Source organism: Streptomyces sp. NPDC031466, assembly GCF_055581265.1.
Map to the genome: position 1 here is coordinate 78,135 of NZ_JBVIJT010000017.1, position 18,799 is coordinate 96,933.

Annotated in this window: 19 protein-coding genes and 2 riboswitches; of the genes, 7 read left to right on the plus strand and 12 right to left on the minus strand. The window is 71.1% G+C overall.

Annotated features, from left to right (window positions below):
- Window position 1: 1 nt before the first annotated feature.
- A complete protein-coding gene (locus tag ACZ5GP_RS33050) occupies window positions 2-862 on the plus strand; it encodes an alpha/beta fold hydrolase (RefSeq protein WP_468754351.1) in 861 nt (286 codons plus the stop codon).
- On the opposite strand, the gene ACZ5GP_RS33055 is transcribed toward ACZ5GP_RS33050, so the two are convergent.
- The 3 genes from ACZ5GP_RS33055 to ACZ5GP_RS33065 form a co-directional block, all read right to left on the minus strand.
- A complete protein-coding gene (locus ACZ5GP_RS33055; RefSeq protein ID WP_468754352.1) occupies window positions 807-1,802 on the minus strand; it encodes a helix-turn-helix transcriptional regulator in 996 nt (331 codons plus the stop codon). The genes ACZ5GP_RS33050 and ACZ5GP_RS33055 overlap by 56 nt on opposite strands.
- A 72-nt stretch (window positions 1,803-1,874) precedes the next feature.
- A complete protein-coding gene (locus tag ACZ5GP_RS33060) occupies window positions 1,875-2,762 on the minus strand; it encodes a thioesterase family protein (RefSeq protein WP_468754353.1) in 888 nt (295 codons plus the stop codon).
- Window positions 2,763-2,807: 45 nt separating this feature from the next.
- Window positions 2,808-3,482 carry a trimeric intracellular cation channel family protein gene (locus ACZ5GP_RS33065; protein WP_468754354.1) on the minus strand — a complete coding sequence of 225 codons (675 nt, stop codon included), beginning with the start codon at window positions 3,480-3,482 and terminating at the stop codon, window positions 2,808-2,810.
- Window positions 3,483-3,660: 178 nt separating this feature from the next.
- Between ACZ5GP_RS33065 and ACZ5GP_RS33070 the strand changes: the two genes are divergently transcribed.
- Entirely contained in the window at window positions 3,661-3,846 is a 186-nt protein-coding gene (locus ACZ5GP_RS33070) for a hypothetical protein (RefSeq protein ID WP_468754355.1), read from the plus strand.
- A gap of 73 nt (window positions 3,847-3,919) precedes the next feature.
- Here ACZ5GP_RS33070 and ACZ5GP_RS33075 read toward each other — a convergent pair whose 3' ends face one another.
- From ACZ5GP_RS33075 to ACZ5GP_RS33110, 8 genes are all read right to left on the minus strand, one after another.
- On the minus strand, window positions 3,920-5,350 hold the full coding sequence (locus ACZ5GP_RS33075; protein ID WP_468754394.1) for a dipeptide ABC transporter ATP-binding protein: 1,431 nt from the start codon (window positions 5,348-5,350) through the stop codon (window positions 3,920-3,922).
- A 23-nt stretch (window positions 5,351-5,373) separates the two neighbouring features.
- A complete protein-coding gene (locus ACZ5GP_RS33080; protein WP_468754356.1) occupies window positions 5,374-6,471 on the minus strand; it encodes an ABC transporter ATP-binding protein in 1,098 nt (365 codons plus the stop codon).
- A complete protein-coding gene (locus ACZ5GP_RS33085) occupies window positions 6,468-7,469 on the minus strand; it encodes an ABC transporter permease (protein ID WP_468754357.1) in 1,002 nt (333 codons plus the stop codon). Before ACZ5GP_RS33085 ends, ACZ5GP_RS33080 begins: the two co-directional genes overlap by 4 nt.
- Window positions 7,470-7,625: 156 nt before the next feature.
- Entirely contained in the window at window positions 7,626-9,380 is a 1,755-nt protein-coding gene (locus tag ACZ5GP_RS33090; RefSeq protein ID WP_468754358.1) for an ABC transporter substrate-binding protein, read from the minus strand.
- Between the two features lie 102 nt (window positions 9,381-9,482).
- Window positions 9,483-10,487, minus strand: coding sequence for an ABC transporter permease (locus ACZ5GP_RS33095; protein WP_358587119.1), 1,005 nt, complete (start codon window positions 10,485-10,487; stop codon window positions 9,483-9,485).
- Window positions 10,488-10,785: 298 nt separating this feature from the next.
- Window positions 10,786-11,598 (minus strand): enhanced serine sensitivity protein SseB C-terminal domain-containing protein, encoded by an 813-nt coding sequence (locus tag ACZ5GP_RS33100; RefSeq protein WP_468754359.1) that lies wholly within the window; start codon window positions 11,596-11,598, stop codon window positions 10,786-10,788.
- A gap of 122 nt (window positions 11,599-11,720) precedes the next feature.
- Complete coding sequence (locus ACZ5GP_RS33105; protein ID WP_468754360.1) at window positions 11,721-12,500, minus strand: enhanced serine sensitivity protein SseB; 780 nt, start codon at window positions 12,498-12,500, stop codon at window positions 11,721-11,723.
- Between the two features lie 59 nt (window positions 12,501-12,559).
- Window positions 12,560-13,225: an AAA family ATPase gene (locus ACZ5GP_RS33110; protein WP_468754361.1), complete on the minus strand. Its 666-nt coding sequence runs from the start codon at window positions 13,223-13,225 to the stop codon at window positions 12,560-12,562.
- A 275-nt stretch (window positions 13,226-13,500) separates the two neighbouring features.
- Window positions 13,501-13,604, plus strand: a riboswitch (glycine riboswitch).
- Window positions 13,605-13,718: riboswitch (glycine riboswitch) on the plus strand.
- A 34-nt stretch (window positions 13,719-13,752) separates the two neighbouring features.
- On the opposite strand from ACZ5GP_RS33110, the gene gcvT reads away from it, so the two are divergent.
- The 4 genes from gcvT to ACZ5GP_RS33130 all read left to right on the plus strand — a co-directional run bounded on the left by gcvT (window position 13,753) and on the right by ACZ5GP_RS33130 (window position 18,136).
- Window positions 13,753-14,886, plus strand: a complete 1,134-nt coding sequence (gene gcvT, locus ACZ5GP_RS33115) for a glycine cleavage system aminomethyltransferase GcvT (RefSeq protein WP_468754362.1) — start codon at window positions 13,753-13,755, stop codon at window positions 14,884-14,886.
- Window positions 14,887-14,944: 58 nt separating this feature from the next.
- Entirely contained in the window at window positions 14,945-15,322 is a 378-nt protein-coding gene (gene gcvH, locus ACZ5GP_RS33120; RefSeq protein ID WP_468754363.1) for a glycine cleavage system protein GcvH, read from the plus strand.
- 11 nt (window positions 15,323-15,333) lie between these two features.
- Window positions 15,334-16,593 carry a serine hydroxymethyltransferase gene (gene glyA, locus ACZ5GP_RS33125; protein WP_468754364.1) on the plus strand — a complete coding sequence of 420 codons (1,260 nt, stop codon included), beginning with the start codon at window positions 15,334-15,336 and terminating at the stop codon, window positions 16,591-16,593.
- 157 nt (window positions 16,594-16,750) lie between these two features.
- A complete protein-coding gene (locus ACZ5GP_RS33130; protein WP_468754365.1) occupies window positions 16,751-18,136 on the plus strand; it encodes an L-serine ammonia-lyase in 1,386 nt (461 codons plus the stop codon).
- Between the two features lie 30 nt (window positions 18,137-18,166).
- Here the strand turns inward: ACZ5GP_RS33130 and ACZ5GP_RS33135 are convergent, their stop codons facing one another.
- A complete protein-coding gene (locus ACZ5GP_RS33135) occupies window positions 18,167-18,328 on the minus strand; it encodes a hypothetical protein (protein WP_468754366.1) in 162 nt (53 codons plus the stop codon).
- Window positions 18,329-18,414: 86 nt separating this feature from the next.
- On the opposite strand from ACZ5GP_RS33135, the gene ACZ5GP_RS33140 reads away from it, so the two are divergent.
- Entirely contained in the window at window positions 18,415-18,687 is a 273-nt protein-coding gene (locus ACZ5GP_RS33140; RefSeq protein ID WP_468754367.1) for a hypothetical protein, read from the plus strand.
- The last annotated feature ends 112 nt before the right edge of the window (window positions 18,688-18,799 follow it).

Here is an 18,799-nt window from a genome sequence, read left to right on the forward strand (position 1 = left end):
CATGACGAACGCCGGTGACGCCTGGATCCTCGACCGCACCTTCGCCGGCTCCTCGGGCGCCGTCCGCTGGGCCGCGCTCGGGCCCGCCGGCGCCCCGCCCGTCGTCCTGGTGCACGGCACCCCCTTCTCGTCGTACGTCTGGCGGGCCGTCGCCCGCGCCCTCGCGGGCGAACACCGCGTGTACGTCTGGGACCTGGCCGGATACGGCGCCTCCGAGATGCGGGACGGGCAGGACGTCTCGCTCGCCGCCCAGGGCCGCGTGCTGACCGAGCTGCTCGACCACTGGGGCCTTGAGCGGCCCGCCGTCCTCGCGCACGACTTCGGCGGCTGCGTCGCCCTGCGCGCCCACCTCCTGCACGGCGCGCGCTACGACCGCCTCGCCCTCGTCGACCCGGTCGCGCTCGCCCCTTGGGGCACCCCCACCTACCGGCTCCTCGGCGCGCACGCCGATGTCTTCGGTCAGCTGCCGCCCCACCTGCACGAGGCACTCGTACGGGCCTACGTCGGCTCGGCGGCGCACCGCGGCCTGCACCCCGCGGTGCTCGACCGGCTGGTGGCCCCCTGGTGCACGGCGGAGGGCAGGCCCGCCTTCTACCGGCAGATCGAGCAGAACGACCAGCGCTACACCGACGAGATCCAGGGCAGGTACGGCGAGTTGGACCTGCCGGTGCTGATCTGCTGGGGCGCCGAGGACACCTGGATCCCGGTGGCGCGCGCCCATGAGCTGGCCGCGGCGATCCCCGGCGCCGGGCTGCGCCTGATCGAGAGCGCGGGACATCTCGTACAGGAGGACGCGCCCGCCGAACTCAGCGCGGAGCTGGCCCGGTTCCTCCGGGCGGATCCGCCGCGTACAGGGCGGTGACGGCCGCCGCGGCCCGGGCCAGTTCGGCGCGCACCTCGGGCGGCGAGAGCACCTCGACCGTGTCGGCGAACGGCAGCAGCGTCTTCGTCGCGCCCAGGAACTCGTACGCCAGACGGACCGTGATCCACTCACCCGTGCCGTCGTCGTCCTCGGGCGGGTGGGCCAACGCCGTGCCGTTGAGGCGCAGGAACAGGTCGTAGCGGTCGCGCCGCACCCGGGCCGTCACCTCGATGCCACCGGGGCGGTCCTCCACCTGCGCCTTCAACACCGCCCATACGTCGGCGAGTTCGACGCCGGGGCGGCGCCGGACCGGGGTCTCGGTGAGGGTGGCCGAGCCGATCCGGTCGGCGCGGAAGAGGCGCGGGGTGCCGCGCCGGTCGGCGACGAGGTACCAGACGCCGGCCTTGGACACCAGGCCGTACGGGTCGACGGTGTACGTCCTTGGCCGCGGGGCCCCGGCATGCCGGTAGCGCAGCCGCAGGCGCCGGTCCGCGAAGACGGCGTCCTGCAGCGCGGCCAGCTCCCCGCCGGCCGAAGGGCCCGCCATCCAGCGGGAGGCGTCGACGAGGATGCGGCGGCTGGCCAGTTCGGCGGCGGGCCGGTGCGGTTCGGGCAGCGCGGCCATGACCTTGCGCAGCGCCGAGCCGAGCGCCCGGTCCAGGCCGAGCGCCGCGTGCGCGCCCCGTGCGGCGAGGACGAACAGGGCGCGCGACTCGTCGGCGGTCAGCCCCGTCACGTCGGTGCGGAAGCCGGCGAGCAGCTCGATGCCACCGTGCCGGCCGCGCTCGGCGTAGACCGGGACGCCGGAGGCGGACAGGGCCTCGATGTCCCGGTAGACGGTGCGGACGGAGACTTCGAGCCGCTCGGCCAGTTCGTGCGCGGGCACCCGGCCGCGGGTCTGGAGCAGCAGCAGGATCGAGAGCAGCCGGTCAGCTTTCACGCCGTCCAGGATCCCGTACGAGGGCCTGCCCGCCGCGGCGGCTCCGGCATGAGGGCAGGCCCGCCCGGCGGCTCAGGACAGGCGGGCGCGGGCCAGCTGGCGCGACTGCGCGACCAGGCGGTCCGCGCTGTCCCACACCTCGGCGTCCTCCTCCAGGAAGCCGCCGGCAAGGTTGCGCGTGGTGATCGCGACGCGCAGCGGTCCGGGGGCCGGGCGGCAGCGCACGTGTACCGTCAGCTCCACGGTGGGCACCCAGCCGGTGAGGCCCATCTCGAAGGCGGTGGGCGGCAGCGCGTCCACCGCGAGCAGCAGCGACAGCGGGTCGGCGTCGCGGCCGTCCGCGAGGCCGAACCAGGCCCGCATCTCCCCCTTGCCGGAGGGCTGCCCGAGCGCCCAGCCGACGGTGGCGGGGTCGAGCTTGAGGAAGAGGCGGTCGGCGATGGCGGAACTGCCGGGCACCGGGCGGTGGCCGGGAGCGTCCTGGGCGCCGAAGCACTGGTCGAGCGCCGGGATCGCGGGCGGGTCCGCGGTCGTGCGGACGTCGTCGGGGAGCGCGTCGAGGTCTCCGTACGAGGCGAGGACGCGGATCCGCTCGACCTCGCGGCCCTCCTCGTCGTACTGGAAGAGGGACGCCTGTCCGGTGGAGAGGGAGCGGCCGCCGCGCACCACGTCCGTGCGGACCACGGCCGGGCCGGGCCGGGACGCGGTGAGGTAGTGCGCGGAGATGGTGAAGGGGTCGGCGTGCGGCAGGGCGTCGGCGAGGGCGCGGCCGATGACGGCCAGGAGGTAGCCGCCGTTGACGGCGCTGATGATCGTCCAGCCGGCGGAGAGCTCGGTGTCGTAGACGCCGGGCGCGCGCCGGGTGACCGCGGTGTCGCGGTCGAACTCGCTGTCGCCGATGCGAACGGGGGCCGCCGCGGGGAGTGGGGCTGCCGAGGTGTCCGATGCTGCCGTTGCCATGGCAGCAACGTACAACATCCAATTACTGAGCGGTAGCTTTTCTGGCTACGGCGTCTCCTGGACGTCCGCCTCCACCGCCGTGGAGCGCCGGTGCCAGGCGCGCGGCGCCCGCCAGTGGTAGCGCAGCGCCAGCAGGCGCAGGACGAACGCCGTCACGACGGCGAGGCCGCTGGTGAAGGCGGTCAGCTCGTCGAAGCGGATGCACAGGGCGACCATCGCCGCGCCTACGATGGCCGGCACGGCGTACAGGTCGCGGTCCCAGCGGACCAGCGAGGGCACTTCGTTGGCGACGATGTCGCGCAGGACGCCGCCGCCGACCGCGGTCATCAGACCGAGGGCGGCGGACGCGGTGAGGCCGAGGCCGTAGTCGTACGCCTTCGTCGTCCCCGACACGCAGAAGAGCCCGAGGCCCGCGGCGTCGAAGACGTTCACCGCGAGCTGGGTGCGCTCCACCTCCGGGTGGAGGAAGAAGACCAGGGCGGCCGCGAAGAGCGGGGTGATGAAGTATCCGAGGTCGGTGAAGGCGGCCGGCGGGACGGCCCCGATGACCAGGTCCCGGAAGAGGCCCCCGCCCAGCGCGGTGACCTCGGCGAGGACGGCGATGCCGAAGACGTCGAAGTTCTTGCGCACGGCGAGCAGCGCGCCGGAGATCGCGAAGACGAAGATCCCCACGATGTCGAGCGCGTGCTGGACGGAGGGGCTGAACAGATCCTGGAGCACGCGCCATTCTTACCCGAGGCCACCCCTGCCTCATCGCCGGCTTCGCCCCCGGTTGAGGGTTCGTGTGCGGCCATTCGCTGTGCCGCCCCGCACTGTCGTCCACAAGTCCCCACTGGAACTTCAATGACACGGTTGAAGGCAGGCAAGGCAGGCGCGACGACGAGCGAAGTGAGGTGTCATGAAGTTCGTGCTGGAGGTCGACATGGGCGAGACCGCGTTCGAGGGAAGGGCCGCCGAGGAACTGGGCCGCATCCTGCGGTACTGGGGCGGCAACCTCGGCCACTACGCGCTGACGCCCGGCGACGGCGAGGCCGTCCAGGACTCCGCGTACCGGGAAGTGGGGCGCTGGAGCGTCACGGAGTGAGCGGGGGCGGCTCGTCGCCGAAACAGCGGAGGGAGGGCACGCGGCCGACCGCGTGCCCTCCCTCCGGGGCCTCCTACTTGCCCGCCGACTCCGCGGGCGGCTCCACCGACTTGGCGGGGGCCTCGACCGACTTGGCGGGGCTCCCGGCCGACTCGGCGGGGGTGTCCGCCGGCTCGGCGGGGATCTCCGCGGACTTGGCGGGGGCCGCCCCGGGCTCGGCGGGGGCCCCTGCCGGCTTCACAAGCGGCTCCACCGACTTCACGGGAGTCTCCACCGGCTCGACCGGAGCCTCCACCGACTTCGCGGGGGCCTCCACCGGCTCGACCGGAGCCTCCACCGGCTCGACCGAGGCCTCCGTCGGCTTCGCGAGCGGCTTCGCCGCCTTCGTGGCGGGCGGTTCCGGCGTCGATTCCTCCGCCTTGGGGACCACCGTCACCACCTCGATCGCCTCCTTGGCGGCCGCCAGCAGCGTGGTGTCCTCGGGCGCCTGGTCCGCCGCGTTCTCCGGGTGGTGGCACGCCACCTGGTGCCCGGTGGCGAGCGGGATCAGCGGCGGCTCCTTCGTCTTGCAGATCTCCGTCGCCTTCCAGCACCGCGTGTGGAAGCGGCAGCCGCTGGGCGGGTCGATCGGCGAGGGCACGTCGCCGCGCAGCAGGATGCGCTCGCTCTTGGTGCCGCGCCGCCTGGGGTCGGGCACCGGCACGGCGGACAGCAGCGCCTTGGTGTACGGGTGCATCGGCGTGGAGTAGAGGTCCTTGCGGTCCGCCAGCTCCACGATCTTGCCCAGGTACATCACCGCGATGCGGTCCGAGACGTGCCGGATGACCGACAGGTCGTGCGCGATGATCACGTACGTGAGGCCCAGCTCGTCCTGGAGGTCGTCCAGGAGGTTGACCACCTGGGCCTGGATGGAGACGTCCAGGGCCGAGACGGGCTCGTCCGCCACGACCAGCTTCGGCCGCAGCGCCAGCGCCCGCGCGATGCCGATGCGCTGGCGCTGACCGCCGGAGAACTCGTGCGGATAGCGGTTGTAGTGCTCGGGGTTGAGCCCGACGCGCTCCAGCATCTCCTGCACGGTCTTGCGCACGCCGCCCTCGGGCTTGACGCCCTGGAGCTTGAAGGGCGCGCCGACGATCGTGCCGATGGTGTGCCGGGGGTTCAGCGACGAGTACGGGTCCTGGAAGATCATCTGCACGTCACGGCGGAGCGGACGCATCTTCCCGGTGTTCAGGTGCGTGATGTCCGTGCCCTCGAACTCGACGCGGCCGCCGGTCGGTTCGAGAAGTCGGGTGATCAGCCGGCCCATCGTCGACTTGCCGCAGCCGGACTCGCCGACCACGCCGAGCGTCTCGCCCGGACGCACGTCGAAGGTCAGCCCGTCGACCGCCTGCACGGCCGCCACCTGGCGCTGGAGCAGCCCCTTCTTGATGGGGAAGTGCTTCACCAGGCCCTCGACCTTGAGCAGCGGCTCGGTCGAGGTCTCCGTATGCGCCGGGATCGTCATCTCCTGGCCCTTCACGTCGTCTTTCACAGCTTCGGCGCAATCTCTTCGGTCCAGATCCGGGTGCGCTCGTCCCGCGACATGTGGCAGGCGGAGTAGTGCCCCTCGGCCACCAGGCGCAGCTCGGGGCGCTCGGTGCGGGTGATCTGGTCCTTGGGGATGTCCGCGTAGGGGCAGCGCGGGTTGAAGGCGCAGCCGCTCGGCAGGTTGATCAGGCTGGGCGGGGAGCCCTTGACCGGGATGAGCCGCTCGGTCTCCTCACGGTCGATGCGGGGCATCGAACCGAGCAGTCCCCAGGTGTACGGGTGCTGCGGCTCGTAGAAGACCTTCTCGGCGGTGCCGCGCTCGACGCACCGGCCGCCGTACATGACCAGCAGCTCGTCGGCCATCTCGGCGACCACGCCCAGGTCGTGCGTGATCATGATGACGGCGGAGCCGAACTCCTTCTGCAGATCCCGGATGAGGTCCAGGATCTGCGCCTGGACGGTGACGTCCAGGGCGGTGGTCGGCTCGTCGGCGATGAGCAGCTCGGGGTTGTTGACCAGCGCCATGGCGATCATGGCGCGCTGGCGCATGCCGCCGGAGAACTCGTGCGGGTAGCTGTCCACGCGCTTGTCGGGCTGCGGGATGCCGACCCGGTCGAGCATCTCGATCGCCCGCTTGCGGGCGGTCTTCTTGTCGACGGCGTTGTGGACCCGGTACGCCTCGACGATCTGCTTGCCGATGGAGTAGTACGGGTGCAGCGCGGAGAGCGGATCCTGGAAGATCATCGCCATCTCGCGGCCGCGCAGCTTGCGCACCTCGGTGGGGTCGGCGCCCAGCAGCTCCTTGCCGTCCAGCCAGATCTCGCCCGAGATCCGCGCCTTGCGGGCGCCGTACTGGCCGGCGGTGTGCAGCCCGAGGATGCCGAGCGAGGTGACCGACTTGCCGGAGCCGGACTCGCCCACGATGCCGAGGGTCTTGCCCTTCTCCAGCGAGAAGGTGAGCCCGTCGACGGACTTGACCAGGCCGTCGTCGGTCGGGAAGTGCACCTTGAGGTCGCGCACCTCCAGGAAGGCGGAGGGCGCGGGCGAGTCGGCGACGGGCTCGTTCACCGCGGCCCCGCTCTTGGACAGTTCGGTCATCCCAGCCTCACTCGCGGGTCGATGACGGCGTACAGAAGGTCGACGACGAGGTTGGCCACGGCGATCGCGAGCGCCGCGCACAGGGTCACGCCCAGGATGACGGGCAGGTCCTTGCTGCTGATGGCCCTGACTGCCTCCAGGCCGAGCCCGGGCAGGTTGAACGTGGACTCGGTGAGCACCGCGCCGCCCATCAGGACGCCGAGGTCGAGGCCGAAGACGGTGAGGATCGGCGTCATCGCGGAACGCAGCGCGTGCTTGCGGATGACGGCGGACTCGCCGAGGCCCTTGGCGCGGGCGGTGCGGATGTAGTCCTCGCCGAGCACCTCCAGCATGGTGGCGCGGGTGAGGCGGGCGTACATCGCGGCGTTGAGGAAGGCCAGCACGATCCACGGCAGGATCAGCGTCTGCAGCCAGACGCCGGCGGAGTCGTCGGTGCTGAGACTGTCCGCGATCTTGACCCAGCCGAGGTTGTGGACGAAGACGCCCATCGCGATCATGCCGGTGAAGAAGACGGGGAGCGAGACGCCGCCGAGGGCGGTGGTCATCGCGGCCCGGTCCCAGACGGAGCCCCGGCGCAGCGCGGAGACGACACCGGTGGCGACACCGCCGGCGAGCCAGAGCACACACGCTCCGGCGGCGAGCGCGCCGGTGACGGGCAGGGCGTCCTTGAGGGTCTCCCACACGGGGGCCTCGGTGCGGAAGGAGTAGCCGAAGCAGGGCGCCGGGCAGTGCGTGACGTCACTGCCGTTGACGTAGTCGCGCCCCATCGGGATGCCCTTGACGAAGTCCCAGAACTGGACGAGCAGGGGGTCGTCGAGACCCAGTTTGACGCGGATGCCTTCGAGCTGCTCGGCACCCGACGCCTTGCCGGCGAAGAGGACGGCGATGTCCTGTCCCGCCCATTTGGGCAGCATGAAGAAGACGGTGAAGGTCGCGAGCAGTACGACCAGCACCATGATGATGACGGCGATCAGGCGCCGGATGAGGTAAGCAAGCACTGTGCGCGGCCCGGCGGCGGCCAGGACCCCCTTGTGAGGGGTCCCGGCCGCCGCCCGGGGCCATCACCTGCCCTTCGGACTGGCGGGATTCGGCGGCGGTGGGTCAATCAACTGCGGGTGCCCGGACGGATGGTGCCTCGCCGGGTGTTCCGGGTGTTACTTCGTGACGCCGAGCGAGACGTAGTCGTAACGGCCGTTGTAGGCGTCCGACATGTAGGCGTTGGTCAGTCGCGGTCCGCGCCAGGTGATGTTCTTCTCGTAGAGGAAGGGCATCCAGTCGGCGTTGTCGAGGATCCGCTTGTCGAGCTGCTTGTAGATCTCGCCGGCCTTGGCCGGGTCGGTCTCCGCGATCGCCTTGTCGAAGAGCCCGTCGATCTTCTTGTCCTTGATCTGCGACTCGTTGTAGTTGCCGTTGTCGATCAGGTAACGGCTGTCGAACAGCGGCTGCGCGTAGCCCTGGCCGGAGGGGAAGTCCGGGCCCCAGCCGCTCATCTGCATGCTGTAGCCGCGCTTCTTCACGACGGAGGGCGAGCCGGTGATGCTGGCGGAGTCGGCGCCGTCGAGGGACTCGACCTCGACCTTGATGCCGACCTTCTCCAGCTGTGCCTGGAGCGCCTCGGCGGCGTCGACCTCACCCGGGTTGTTGTTGCGGGCGGTCAGCTTGGCCGAGAAGCCGTTCGGCTTGTCGCACTTCTTCAGCTCGTCCTTGGCCTTGGCGACGTCCGGCTTGCCCTTGCGCTGCAGGACCCCGTACGGGTCGTAGTCGCTGTGACCGGGGATCGCCACGGGGAACGTGCTGTTGGCGATGTCACCGGCCGCCACCTTGCCGCCGCGGGTCTGCTGCAGGCCGGCGAAGTCGGTCCCGTAGAAGACGGCCTTGCGGCAGTGCACGTTGTCGAACGGCTTGGCGGTGTGGATCAGGGCGACGTAGCGCACGAAGGACGTGTGCATGTTGTCGACGCTGTCGCGGTGCTTCTGCACGGCGGTGACACGGCCGGACTGGGTCATGCCCGTGCCGTTCATGTCGACGTCGTAGTCACCCGCCATCAGCTTCTTGTCGTTCTCCTCCAGGTTGGCGGAGATCGTCACGTCGACCTTGTCGGGCAGCGCCGCGCGGATCGGGTCCGTGGACTTCTTCCAGGCCGTGTTGCGCACCAGCACGATCTTCTTGCCGGACTTGTACTCCTGGAACTTGTACGGGCCCGAGGAGAACGGACGCGCGGTGTACTTCGCCTTGGTGTCCTTGGCCTCCTTGACCGGCGAACCGGTGGGCATGGCGAGGAACTGCTCGAAGTCACCGTTGCGCTTGGGCAGCTTGAAGACGATGGTCTGGTCGTCGGGCGTCTGGATCGCCTTCAGACCGCCCTTGTCCTTGTAGGGGCCCTTGTACTTCTTGTCCGGGTCGAGGGCCTGGCGGATGTAGCCGGGGCCACCGGTGATGGTGTCCGTCGCCCAGGAGCGCTCGATGCCGTACTTGATGTCCTTGGAGGTCAGCTTGGAGCCGTCCTCCCAGGTCAGGCCATCCCGCAGCTTGTACGTGTAGGTCTTGCCGTCGTCGGAGATCTTCGCCGTGGAGGTGGCGAGGTCCGGGACCAGCTTCGTGCCCGCCTTGCCCGGCTTGGTGTCGTAGGACACCAGCTGCCGGGTGTAGAAGCGCATGAAGTCCCACGACATGCCGTAGTAGGCGCGCTGGGGGTCGGCCGAGTCGAGGTCCTGCTTGCCGACCATCTTCAGCGTGCCCCCCTTCTTCTTGGACGGGTTGGCGACCTTGTCGAGCGACGCGTTGTAGCCGGCACCCTTCGAGTCGCTGTCGTCACCGTCACCGCCGCCGCACGCCGTGGTGGTCACCAGCGCCGCGACCACGAGGGCCGCACCAGCGGTGAGCCGTCGTTTCGAGGAAACTGTGGGCATTTTCTCGTAACCTCCGAGATTCGCGGTCCCTGGCCTTGAGCTGCCGGAGAACCATGGGTAGAGCCACCTGACATGCGGCAGGGGCAAGTCGGTCGGGGACCGCTAGCGCGTCCCCTTCGGGTCGAGCGCGTCGCGCAGCCCGTCACCGAAGAGATTGAAGGCCAGGACCGTGATGAAGATCGTGACACCCGGGAAGACCATGAACATCGGATCGTGCTCGTACGTCTCCAGCGCGTCGCGCAGCATGCCGCCCCAGGAGGCCGTGGGCGGCCGGACACCGGCGCCGAGGAAGCTGAGGGCCGCCTCCGTGAGGATGTTGGTCGGGATCATCAGCGTCGCGTAGACGGTGATCGGGGCGACCAGGTTGGGCAGCAGCTCGCGGAAGAGGATGTGGCGCTTTCCGCCGCCGAGGCTGCGGGCCGCTTCCACGTACTCGCGCTCACGCAGCGAGAGCGTCTGCCCCCTGACGATGCGTCCGACGTAGGGCCAGCCGAAGAAGCCGATGACCAGGACGAGGATCGCGACGCGCACGCTGGAGCCGGTCAGGCCGAGCAGGTCGTCGGGCAGGACGGAGACGAGGGAGATGATGAAGAGCAGCTGCGGGAAGGAGAGCAGTACGTCCATCACCCGGCTGATCAGCGCGTCGATCCAGCCGCCGAAGTAGCCGGCGATGATCCCGAAGAGCGTGCCGAGCACGACGGCGACGATGGCGGCGAGGAAGGCCACCAGGAGCGAGATCCGCGCGCCGTAGACGATGCGGCTGAAGACGTCGCGGCCCTTGTTGGGCTCGACCCCGAAGAGGAAGTCGCCGCTCATGCCGCCGAGCGCGCCCTTGGGGAGGTTGGTCAGCTCGTCGAGCTCTTCCTGGTGGAAGTCGTTGGGCGGGTGCCCGAGCAGGCTCACGATCAGGGGCGCGAAGACGGCGACCAGGACCAGGAGCACCACGGTGATGCCGCCCGCGAGGGCGACCTTGTCCCGCTTCAGGCGGTTCCAGGCGATCTGCTTGAGGGACCGGCCCTCGACCTTCTTCACCCCTGCACCAACTGCGGGAGCGACGTCCTCGGTCGGGTCCGCGTCCGCAGGTGTGTCATGCAATGGTGCCGTCATCGTGGCAGGGACCCCTCTCAACCGGTGGTGACCGGCCCGCACTTGCCGCTGTAGCGACGTGATCAGTCCGTCGTGCACAGGGGCGAAGGCCCCTTGGAGCGGGAGTCTTCATCCAGGCTGCGAGCTGTTACCAGTCTTGTTGGTGAATGGATGCGCAACCGTGATGCTGATCGAGGTGTTCCGTTATCCGGACGCGGCTGAACGAGGGTCGAACACGGGGCAGTTGGGGTGCAACGCTTCACGGACGCCCATAGGGCCCCACCCCCATCAGAACGGACATCGCGTCCGTTCGCGCTGTTCAGTACTGCGCGGGGTAGCCGTAGCCGCCGGCCGGGGCGGGGGCCGCCTGGGCCTCGCGGTCGTAGAAGGGGCGGGCGTTGGCCCGCAGCCACAGGGTGATCGGGTCGTAGTCGTCCGACATCGCGACCGTCGAGACGGGCAGCCCCTCCGGCACGGCGGGGATGGACTGGCGCATCATCGCCCGCACCGCCTCCACCGAGGGCGGCGAGGTGTCGTACACGTCCAGGCCGATGGCCAGGTGGGGCGCGCCGAGCACGGGCTGGACCCAGGCGCGGCGCAGGGAGCGCACGACGGGCGTGCGGTGCGCGTTCTGCGTCAACAGGGCGTAGAACTGGGGCAGCTCGATGCTCGGCTCGGTCAGCCTGAGCGGTCCGGCGGGCAGCAGGTCGAGGCCGGTGGCGATGCGGCGCAGATCCAGCCAGGGGATGCCGACGCCGCCGCCGGGGGCGTGCGGGTTCAGCCACAGGCCGTAGTGGTCGGGGTAGAGGGTGCGGGCGACGTCGACGCCGCGCACCACCTCGTAGCTGCGGTTCCAGCCGCTGGCGGACAGCTCCTGGGCGGAGGTCACACAGGGGGCGTAGCCGAGGCCCTCGACCTCCATGGTGCCGTACTGGGCGTCGGGCGAGCCGGCCTGGCCGTGCCACAGGAGCATCCACAGCTGGTCGGCGGCGAGCGCGCGCAGCAGTGCCTCGTACGCGTCGTAGCGCCCCGGCGTCACCTGGCGCAGCATCTGCTCGACCTGTCCCCGAGGACTTGAGCCAGCTCGTCCAGGGGAGGCCCCATCGGCCGCAGCCGTGCCCGACGCACTCACCCGTTACCGCCCCTTCACTACGAACCCGCACCGCCCCGGCCGGGCCATGGAACCAGCTTAAGCGGCGAGGCGGGCGCGGACTTGACGTACGCGCTTCACATCCCGCCCCGACCGGCGCGGGCTCAGGCGTGCCGCTGGAAGAACGGCCGCACCTTCGCGCGCAGCCAGTCGCCCACCGGGTCCTGCGCCACGTCCAGCAGGACGAGGTTGACCGGCCAGGCCACCGGGACCCGGCCGAGGGCGCGGCCGAGGGCCTCCATCGGCAGCTCGCGGGCCGGGCCCTCCCAGGTGGCCAGTTCGACGCCGACGAACAGGGTCGGCTCGTCCGTCTCGACGGCGGCCAGGCAGCGGCGGGCGGTGAGGACGACGCCCGTCGCCTCGAACTCCCCGGCGGCGGCGGCGAGGAAGTCCACCGGGTCCTCCTGCCAGTCCGGCTCGAAGAGGCGGACCCGGCCGCCGGTGGACGGCCCGTCCAGCGGGGTGCGCCCCGCCCGGCACAGCTCGGCCACGGCGGCCGGCGGCAGCGGGACGCCGACGGTGCCCTCGGGGTTCAGCGCGATGCCCAGCTGCGGCGGCAGGCCCCGGGCGAACTCCACGGCGGGCGCCACCGTGCAGCCCATGCGGTCCGCCGCGTCGCCGAGGGCCTGGCGGAACTGCTGCTCGGAGGTGAAGACGGGGACGTACGCCTGGCCGTCGATCTCCAGCGTCGGCAGGTCCAGGGTGCGGCTGTCGGGGCCGCCGCCGTTCGGCAGCGGGACCCAGAGGTGGCTGCGGCCGAGGACCTCCACGATGCGGCCGCCCGCCGGGGCGGGGGCGCCGAGGCAGGCCGCGAGGACCTCTTCCAGTTCGTTGCCCGGCCACCCCCCGTACGGATGGGCGTGTGCCTGCGCCGGAAAGTTCATCTGTCCAACCCCTGCTCGCGACCGCTTAGCCTGCGGCTGAACCCTAACGTCGGCCGCCCTCAGCGGTCGAAGGCGATCCCCCGGCGGTCGAAGGAGACGGCCCGCAGCACCTGCGCCGCCGCCCGGTCCAGGAGCACCGCCGATCCGCAGCCGCGCGGCAGGTCGCCCCGCTCGGCGGCGCCGACCAGCCGGCCGACCGTCCTGCGGTGGCGCGCGAAGGCGTACCGGGACACGCCCCGGCCGCGCTCGCGCTGGCCCTGGAGGGCGGTGTCGGCGGGCACGTCGAGCAGGAGCAGATGCAGTGTCCTGCCGCGCCGGGCGGCCTCGCGGGCCAGCCAGCGGCGCACCCAGGGCTGGGTGCCGCAGTCGTGCACGACGACGCCGGCGCCGGACCGCAGGACGCGGCGCAGGCCCGCGTAGTGCGCGAGGCGGACCAGGGGGCGGTAGAGCGCGTACGGCAGCGGGGCGGGCATGCGGGCGGCCCACGCGTCGCGGGTGTCCTGGGAGTCGACGCGGGGGCCCGTGACGGCCTGGCGCATCAGCGTGGACTTCCCGCCGCCGGGCAGCCCGGAGACGACGACCAGGTCGCCCTCGTCGAAGGTGAGGCGGTGGGGGCTGTGCCCGGCCCGCTGCCGCAGGTCCCGGACGACGGGCACGGGCAGTGGGCCGCAGCCCTCCCGGGCCGGGGCGGCAGCCTGCTTCGGCAGCGCCATCCCCGTGGTCATGGCGTGGACTCTCGTCCTGCTGCGCACCGTGATCGGCCTCCCCATAGCGGTCACGTACTGCTTTCCCCGGCAAGTGTAAAGAGAAGGTAATGCGGCACAAGGGAAATTTCCGGAGCCCACGCCGGGGCCCGCGCCGGACTCGCGCCGCACCCGCGCCGGGAGCCACCCCGGTCCCGCCGGGCCTGCCGGGACCGCCCCGAACCGGCACCGGACCACCAGTCCCCCTGACCCCGGCCGCGTGCAATGATGTGCGCGCCAACTCCATACCGGCCGTTTGAATCCGCGCGGGAGAGTTCCCGGACCAGCACGCATGGGCCCGGGGCGCCGAAGGAGCAAGTCCCTCCCTTGAATCTCTCAGGCCCCGTACCGCGCGGGCGAGGCACATCTGAAAAGCGAGTCGGCACGCCGGCTCCACCCAAGGTGCAAGCCGCGCGTCCCACATGTCGGGACGCTCGCGGCGAACCTCTCAGGTTCCGATGACAGATGGGGAGGATCGACCTCGCCCGTCATGCCCTGGGAGTTCCCTCATGAGCACTGCCCCCCGCCTCACCGCCCTCGATGCCGTGCATCGTGCGCTCGGCGCGACCATGACCGACTTCGCGGGCTGGGACATGCCGCTGCGCTACGGCAGCGAGCGCGACGAGCACAACGCCGTGCGCACCAAGGCCGGTCTCTTCGACCTCTCCCACATGGGCGAGATCACCGTCACCGGCCCCGAGGCCGTCGACCTGCTGAACTTCTCGCTGGTCGGCAACATCGGCTCGGTGGGTGTCGGCCGCGCCCGCTACACCATGATCTGCGCCGAGGACGGCGGCATCCTCGACGACCTGATCGTCTACCGCCTCGGGGAGAGCGAGGCCCCCGAATATCTGGTCGTCGCCAACGCCTCCAACGCCCAGGTCGTGCTCGACGCGCTGGCCGCCCGCGCCGAGGGCTTCGACGCCGAGGTCCGCGACGACCGCGACGCCTACGCGCTGCTCGCCGTCCAGGGCCCCGAGTCCCCCGGCATCCTGAAGTCGGTGACGGACGCCGACCTGGACGGCCTGAAGTACTACGCGGGCCTGCCCGGCACCGTCGCGGGCGTCCCCGCCCTGATCGCCCGCACGGGCTACACCGGCGAGGACGGTTTCGAGCTCTTCGTCGCCCCCGGTGACGCGGAGAAGCTGTGGAACGCGCTGATGGGGGCGGGCACGCCCGTCGGCATGGTGCCGGCCGGCCTCTCCTGCCGCGACACGCTGCGCCTGGAGGCGGGCATGCCGCTGTACGGGCACGAGCTGACCGCCGCCCTCACGCCGTTCGACGCCGGTCTCGGCCGGGTCGTGAAGTTCGACAAGACCTCGCAGGCCGAGACCTTCGTGGGGCGCGCGGCGCTCGCGGCCGCCGCCGAGCGCGCCGAGACCGCCCCGCCGCGCAAGCTGGTCGGTTTGATCGCCGCCGGCCGCCGCGTGCCGCGCGCGGGCTTCTCCGTGGTCGCGGACGGCGAGGTCATCGGCGAGGTCACCTCCGGCGCCCCGTCCCCGACGCTGGGCAAGCCGATCGCGATGGCGTACGTCGACGCGGAGCACGCCGCCCCGGGCACGCCCGGCGTGGGCGTGGACATCCGTGGTACGCACGAACCGTACGAGGTCGTGGCGCTGCCGTTCTACAAGCGCCGGAAGTGACCCCCCGCACACCTTTCCCGTTCCGCAGCACCCACCCGCGTACAGGAGAATTCAGGACATGAGCAACCCCCAGCAGCTCCGCTACAGCAAGGAGCACGAGTGGCTGTCGGACGCCGAAGAGGGCGTGTCGACGGTGGGCATCACGGAGCACGCGGCCAACGCGCTCGGTGACGTCGTCTTCGTGCAGCTTCCCGAGGTCGGTGAGACGGTGACCGCGGGCGAGACCTGCGGCGAGCTGGAGTCGACCAAGTCCGTCAGCGACCTGTACTCGCCGGTGACCGGCGAGGTCGTCGAGGCCAACCAGGACGTCGTGGACGACCCCTCGCTGGTGAACTCCGCTCCCTTCGAGGGCGGTTGGCTCTTCAAGGTCCGGATCGCGGAGGAGCCGAAGGACCTGCTCTCCGCGGACGAGTACACCGAGTTCTCCGGCAGCTAAGGATCTCCCCGATGTCGCTTCTGAACACCCCTCTGCACGAGCTGGACCCGGACGTCGCCGCCGCCGTCGACGCCGAGCTGCACCGCCAGCAGTCGACCCTGGAAATGATCGCCTCGGAGAACTTCGCTCCGGTCGCCGTCATGGAGGCCCAGGGCACCGTCCTCACCAACAAGTACGCCGAGGGCTACCCCGGCCGCCGCTACTACGGCGGCTGTGAGCACGTCGACGTCACCGAGCGACTCGCGATCGAGCGCGTCAAGGAGCTGTTCGGCGCCGAGTACGCCAACGTGCAGCCGCACTCCGGCGCCTCCGCCAACCAGGCCGCCCTCTTCGCGCTCGCCCAGCCCGGCGACACGATCCTCGGCCTGGACCTGGCGCACGGCGGCCACCTCACCCACGGCATGCGCCTGAACTTCTCCGGCAAGCAGTTCAACGTGGTCGCCTACCACGTGGACGAGGCCGGCCTGGTCGACATGGCCGAGGTCGAGCGCCTGGCCAAGGAGAACAGCCCCAAGGTGATCATCGCGGGCTGGTCGGCCTACCCGCGGCAGCTGGACTTCGCCGAGTTCCGCCGGATCGCCGACGAGGTCGGCGCGTACCTGTGGGTCGACATGGCGCACTTCGCCGGTCTGGTCGCCGCCGGGCTGCACCCGAACCCGGTGCCGTTCGCGGACGTGGTGACCTCCACCACGCACAAGACGCTGGGCGGCCCGCGCGGCGGCATCATCCTGGCCCGCAACAAGGACTTCGCGAAGAAGCTGAACTCCGCGGTCTTCCCCGGTTTCCAGGGCGGCCCGCTGGAGCACGTGATCGCGGCCAAGGCGGTCTCCTTCAAGGTCGCCGCGAGCGAGGAGTTCAAGGAGCGCCAGCAGCGCACCCTGGACGGCGCCCGCATCCTGGCCGAGCGCCTGGTCCAGGACGACGCGAAGGCCGTCGGCGTCGACGTCCTGTCCGGCGGCACCGACGTGCACCTGGTCCTGGTGGACCTGCGCGACAGCGAGCTGGACGGACAGCAGGCCGAGGACCGCCTCCACGAGGTCGGCATCACGGTCAACCGCAACGCGGTCCCGAACGACCCGCGCCCCCCGATGGTCACCTCGGGCCTGCGGATCGGCACCCCGGCGCTCGCCACGCGCGGCTTCCAGGAGGACGACTTCCGTGAGGTCGCCGACATCATCGCCGAGGCCCTCAAGCCCGGCTTCGACGCGGACGCCCTGAAGGCCCGGGTCTCGGCCCTGGCCGACAAGCACCCCCTGTACCCCAGCCTGTAGTGATTTCGTACGCTTTCCTTCGTACGTAACTTCGGGGCACCGCGCACACTGGAAGTGAACACAGTGAGCGCGGTGCCCCCGCTCATGCCCGGCGCACGTCCCGATCTCCGCATCACCCCGGCGGACGGGGCGTCCACCAAAACCATTGGAGTCTCCCGTGGCCATCTCGGTCTTCGACCTGTTCTCGATCGGCATCGGCCCGTCCAGCTCCCACACGGTCGGCCCGATGCGGGCCGCCCGCATGTTCGCGAGCCGCCTCAAGAACGAGGGCCTCATGGCCCACACCGCCGCGATACGGGCCGAGCTGTACGGCTCGCTCGGCGCCACCGGCCACGGGCACGGCACCCCCAAGGCCGTCCTGCTCGGCCTGGAGGGCGAGTCGCCCCGCACGGTCGACGTGGAGTCCGCCGACGGCCGCGTCGAGGCGATCAAGAGCAGCGGCCGCCTCAGCCTGCTCGGCGTGCACGAGATCGACTTCGACTTCGACGCGGATCTGGTCCTGCACCGCCGCAAGGCCCTGCCGTACCACGCCAACGGCATGACGATCTTCGCGTACGACCGCGACGGCGCCCTCGTGCTGGAGAAGACGTACTACTCCGTGGGCGGCGGTTTCGTCGTCGACGAGACCGTCCTGGAGCAGGAGGGCGGCTCGGGCGAGAACCCGATCGTGCCGGACGACACCGTCCTGAAGTACGCCTTCCGCACCGGCGACGAGCTGCTGCGGCTCTCCCGGGAGACCGGCCTGTCCATCTCCGCGATGATGCTGGAGAACGAGAAGGCCTGGCGCACGGAGGAGGAGATCCGCGAGGGTCTCCTGGACATCTGGCGCGTCATGCAGGCCTGCGTCTCCCGCGGCATGTCCCGCGAGGGCATCCTGCCGGGCGGCCTGAAGGTGCGCCGCCGCGCGGCGAACTCGGCCCGCCAGCTGCGCGCCGAGGGCGACCCGCAGGCCCGCTCGATGGAGTGGATCACGCTCTACGCCATGGCCGTCAACGAGGAGAACGCCGCGGGCGGCCGCGTCGTGACCGCCCCGACGAACGGCGCCGCGGGCATCATCCCGGCCGTCCTGCACTACTACATGAACTTCATCCCGGGAGCCGACGAGGACGGCGTGGTCCGCTTCCTGCTCGCGGCCGGGGCGATCGGCCTGCTCTTCAAGGAGAACGCCTCCATCTCCGGCGCCGAGGTCGGCTGCCAGGGCGAGGTCGGCTCCGCCTGCTCGATGGCGGCGGGCGCCCTCGCCGAGGTCCTCGGCGGCTCCCCCGAGCAGGTGGAGAACGCCGCCGAGATCGGCATGGAGCACAACCTCGGCCTGACCTGCGACCCGGTCGGCGGCCTCGTGCAGATCCCGTGCATCGAGCGCAACGGCATGGCGGCCGTGAAGGCCGTCACCGCCGCCAAGATGGCGATGCGCGGCGACGGCTCCCACAAGGTGTCCCTCGACAAGGTCATCAAGACCATGAAGGACACGGGCGCCGACATGTCCGTCAAGTACAAGGAGACGGCCCGGGGCGGGCTCGCGGTGAACATCATCGAGTGCTGAGGCGCGCCGCGAGGTGATCGGCGCCGGCGCTCACCGCGGGCCGGTCCCGGCCGGCAGGGCGGCGCGCAGGTCGTCGGGCGCCAGTGCCGCCCGGGCCGCGCCCGGCCGGTCCTCGCGGGCCGGCTCGCCGCTGCGCGCCACGAGTTCGGCGAGGAGCGGCGGCCGGGCCGACCGGCCCCGCCCTACGCTCACGTCCTCGAATTCACTTTCCGCGGACTTCGCCATACGTACGCGCTCGCTTCTCGAAAAGGCCTCCTTTTCCGACGCCAGATGAGACGGTGGCGGCCGTCCATGAGCGTCTCGAAGGCCTGGGCGAGATCGGCCGCGACCCGGCCGGGGAAAAGGGCGTTCCCTGGATCGGTGACCTCCGTCACCGGCGGAGTTCCCGCCGCAGCGCATCGAGTCGATCGCCGAGCAGGCCGGACTCGGGCTGCTCCTGGTCGACGAGGGGCTGGACGAGGGCCTACTGGGCCGAGCGGTTGCCGACCAACGCGAACGGCAGGATCGGCCGACGACGCCTCGCCGCCGAACTCGACAGCGGCGACAGGTGAGATGACTCGACCGGGGCGCCAACGCCCCTTGTCGGCGCCCCGGTTGAGCCCACTCCAAGAAACGTGCACTCAACAATTTCTTTACGATCATTATTCGAGATCGCCCTGTCGC

What these genes read in the sequence shown, in the direction of transcription:
- ACZ5GP_RS33050 (WP_468754351.1), top strand. Translation starts at nt 2, where the DNA reads ATGACGAACGCCGGTGACGCCTGGATCCTCGACCGCACCTTCGCCGGC.
- ACZ5GP_RS33060 (WP_468754353.1), bottom strand. Translation starts at nt 2,762, where the DNA reads ATGGCAACGGCAGCATCGGACACCTCGGCAGCCCCACTCCCCGCGGCG.
- ACZ5GP_RS33070 (WP_468754355.1), top strand. Translation starts at nt 3,661, where the DNA reads ATGAAGTTCGTGCTGGAGGTCGACATGGGCGAGACCGCGTTCGAGGGA.
- ACZ5GP_RS33075 (WP_468754394.1), bottom strand. Translation starts at nt 5,350, where the DNA reads ATGACGATCCCGGCGCATACGGAGACCTCGACCGAGCCGCTGCTCAAG.
- ACZ5GP_RS33080 (WP_468754356.1), bottom strand. Translation starts at nt 6,471, where the DNA reads ATGACCGAACTGTCCAAGAGCGGGGCCGCGGTGAACGAGCCCGTCGCC.
- ACZ5GP_RS33090 (WP_468754358.1), bottom strand. Translation starts at nt 9,380, where the DNA reads ATGCCCACAGTTTCCTCGAAACGACGGCTCACCGCTGGTGCGGCCCTC.
- ACZ5GP_RS33095 (WP_358587119.1), bottom strand. Translation starts at nt 10,487, where the DNA reads ATGACGGCACCATTGCATGACACACCTGCGGACGCGGACCCGACCGAG.
- ACZ5GP_RS33105 (WP_468754360.1), bottom strand. Translation starts at nt 12,500, where the DNA reads ATGAACTTTCCGGCGCAGGCACACGCCCATCCGTACGGGGGGTGGCCG.
- ACZ5GP_RS33110 (WP_468754361.1), bottom strand. Translation starts at nt 13,225, where the DNA reads ATGACCACGGGGATGGCGCTGCCGAAGCAGGCTGCCGCCCCGGCCCGG.
- gcvT (WP_468754362.1), top strand. Translation starts at nt 13,753, where the DNA reads ATGAGCACTGCCCCCCGCCTCACCGCCCTCGATGCCGTGCATCGTGCG.
- gcvH (WP_468754363.1), top strand. Translation starts at nt 14,945, where the DNA reads ATGAGCAACCCCCAGCAGCTCCGCTACAGCAAGGAGCACGAGTGGCTG.
- glyA (WP_468754364.1), top strand. Translation starts at nt 15,334, where the DNA reads ATGTCGCTTCTGAACACCCCTCTGCACGAGCTGGACCCGGACGTCGCC.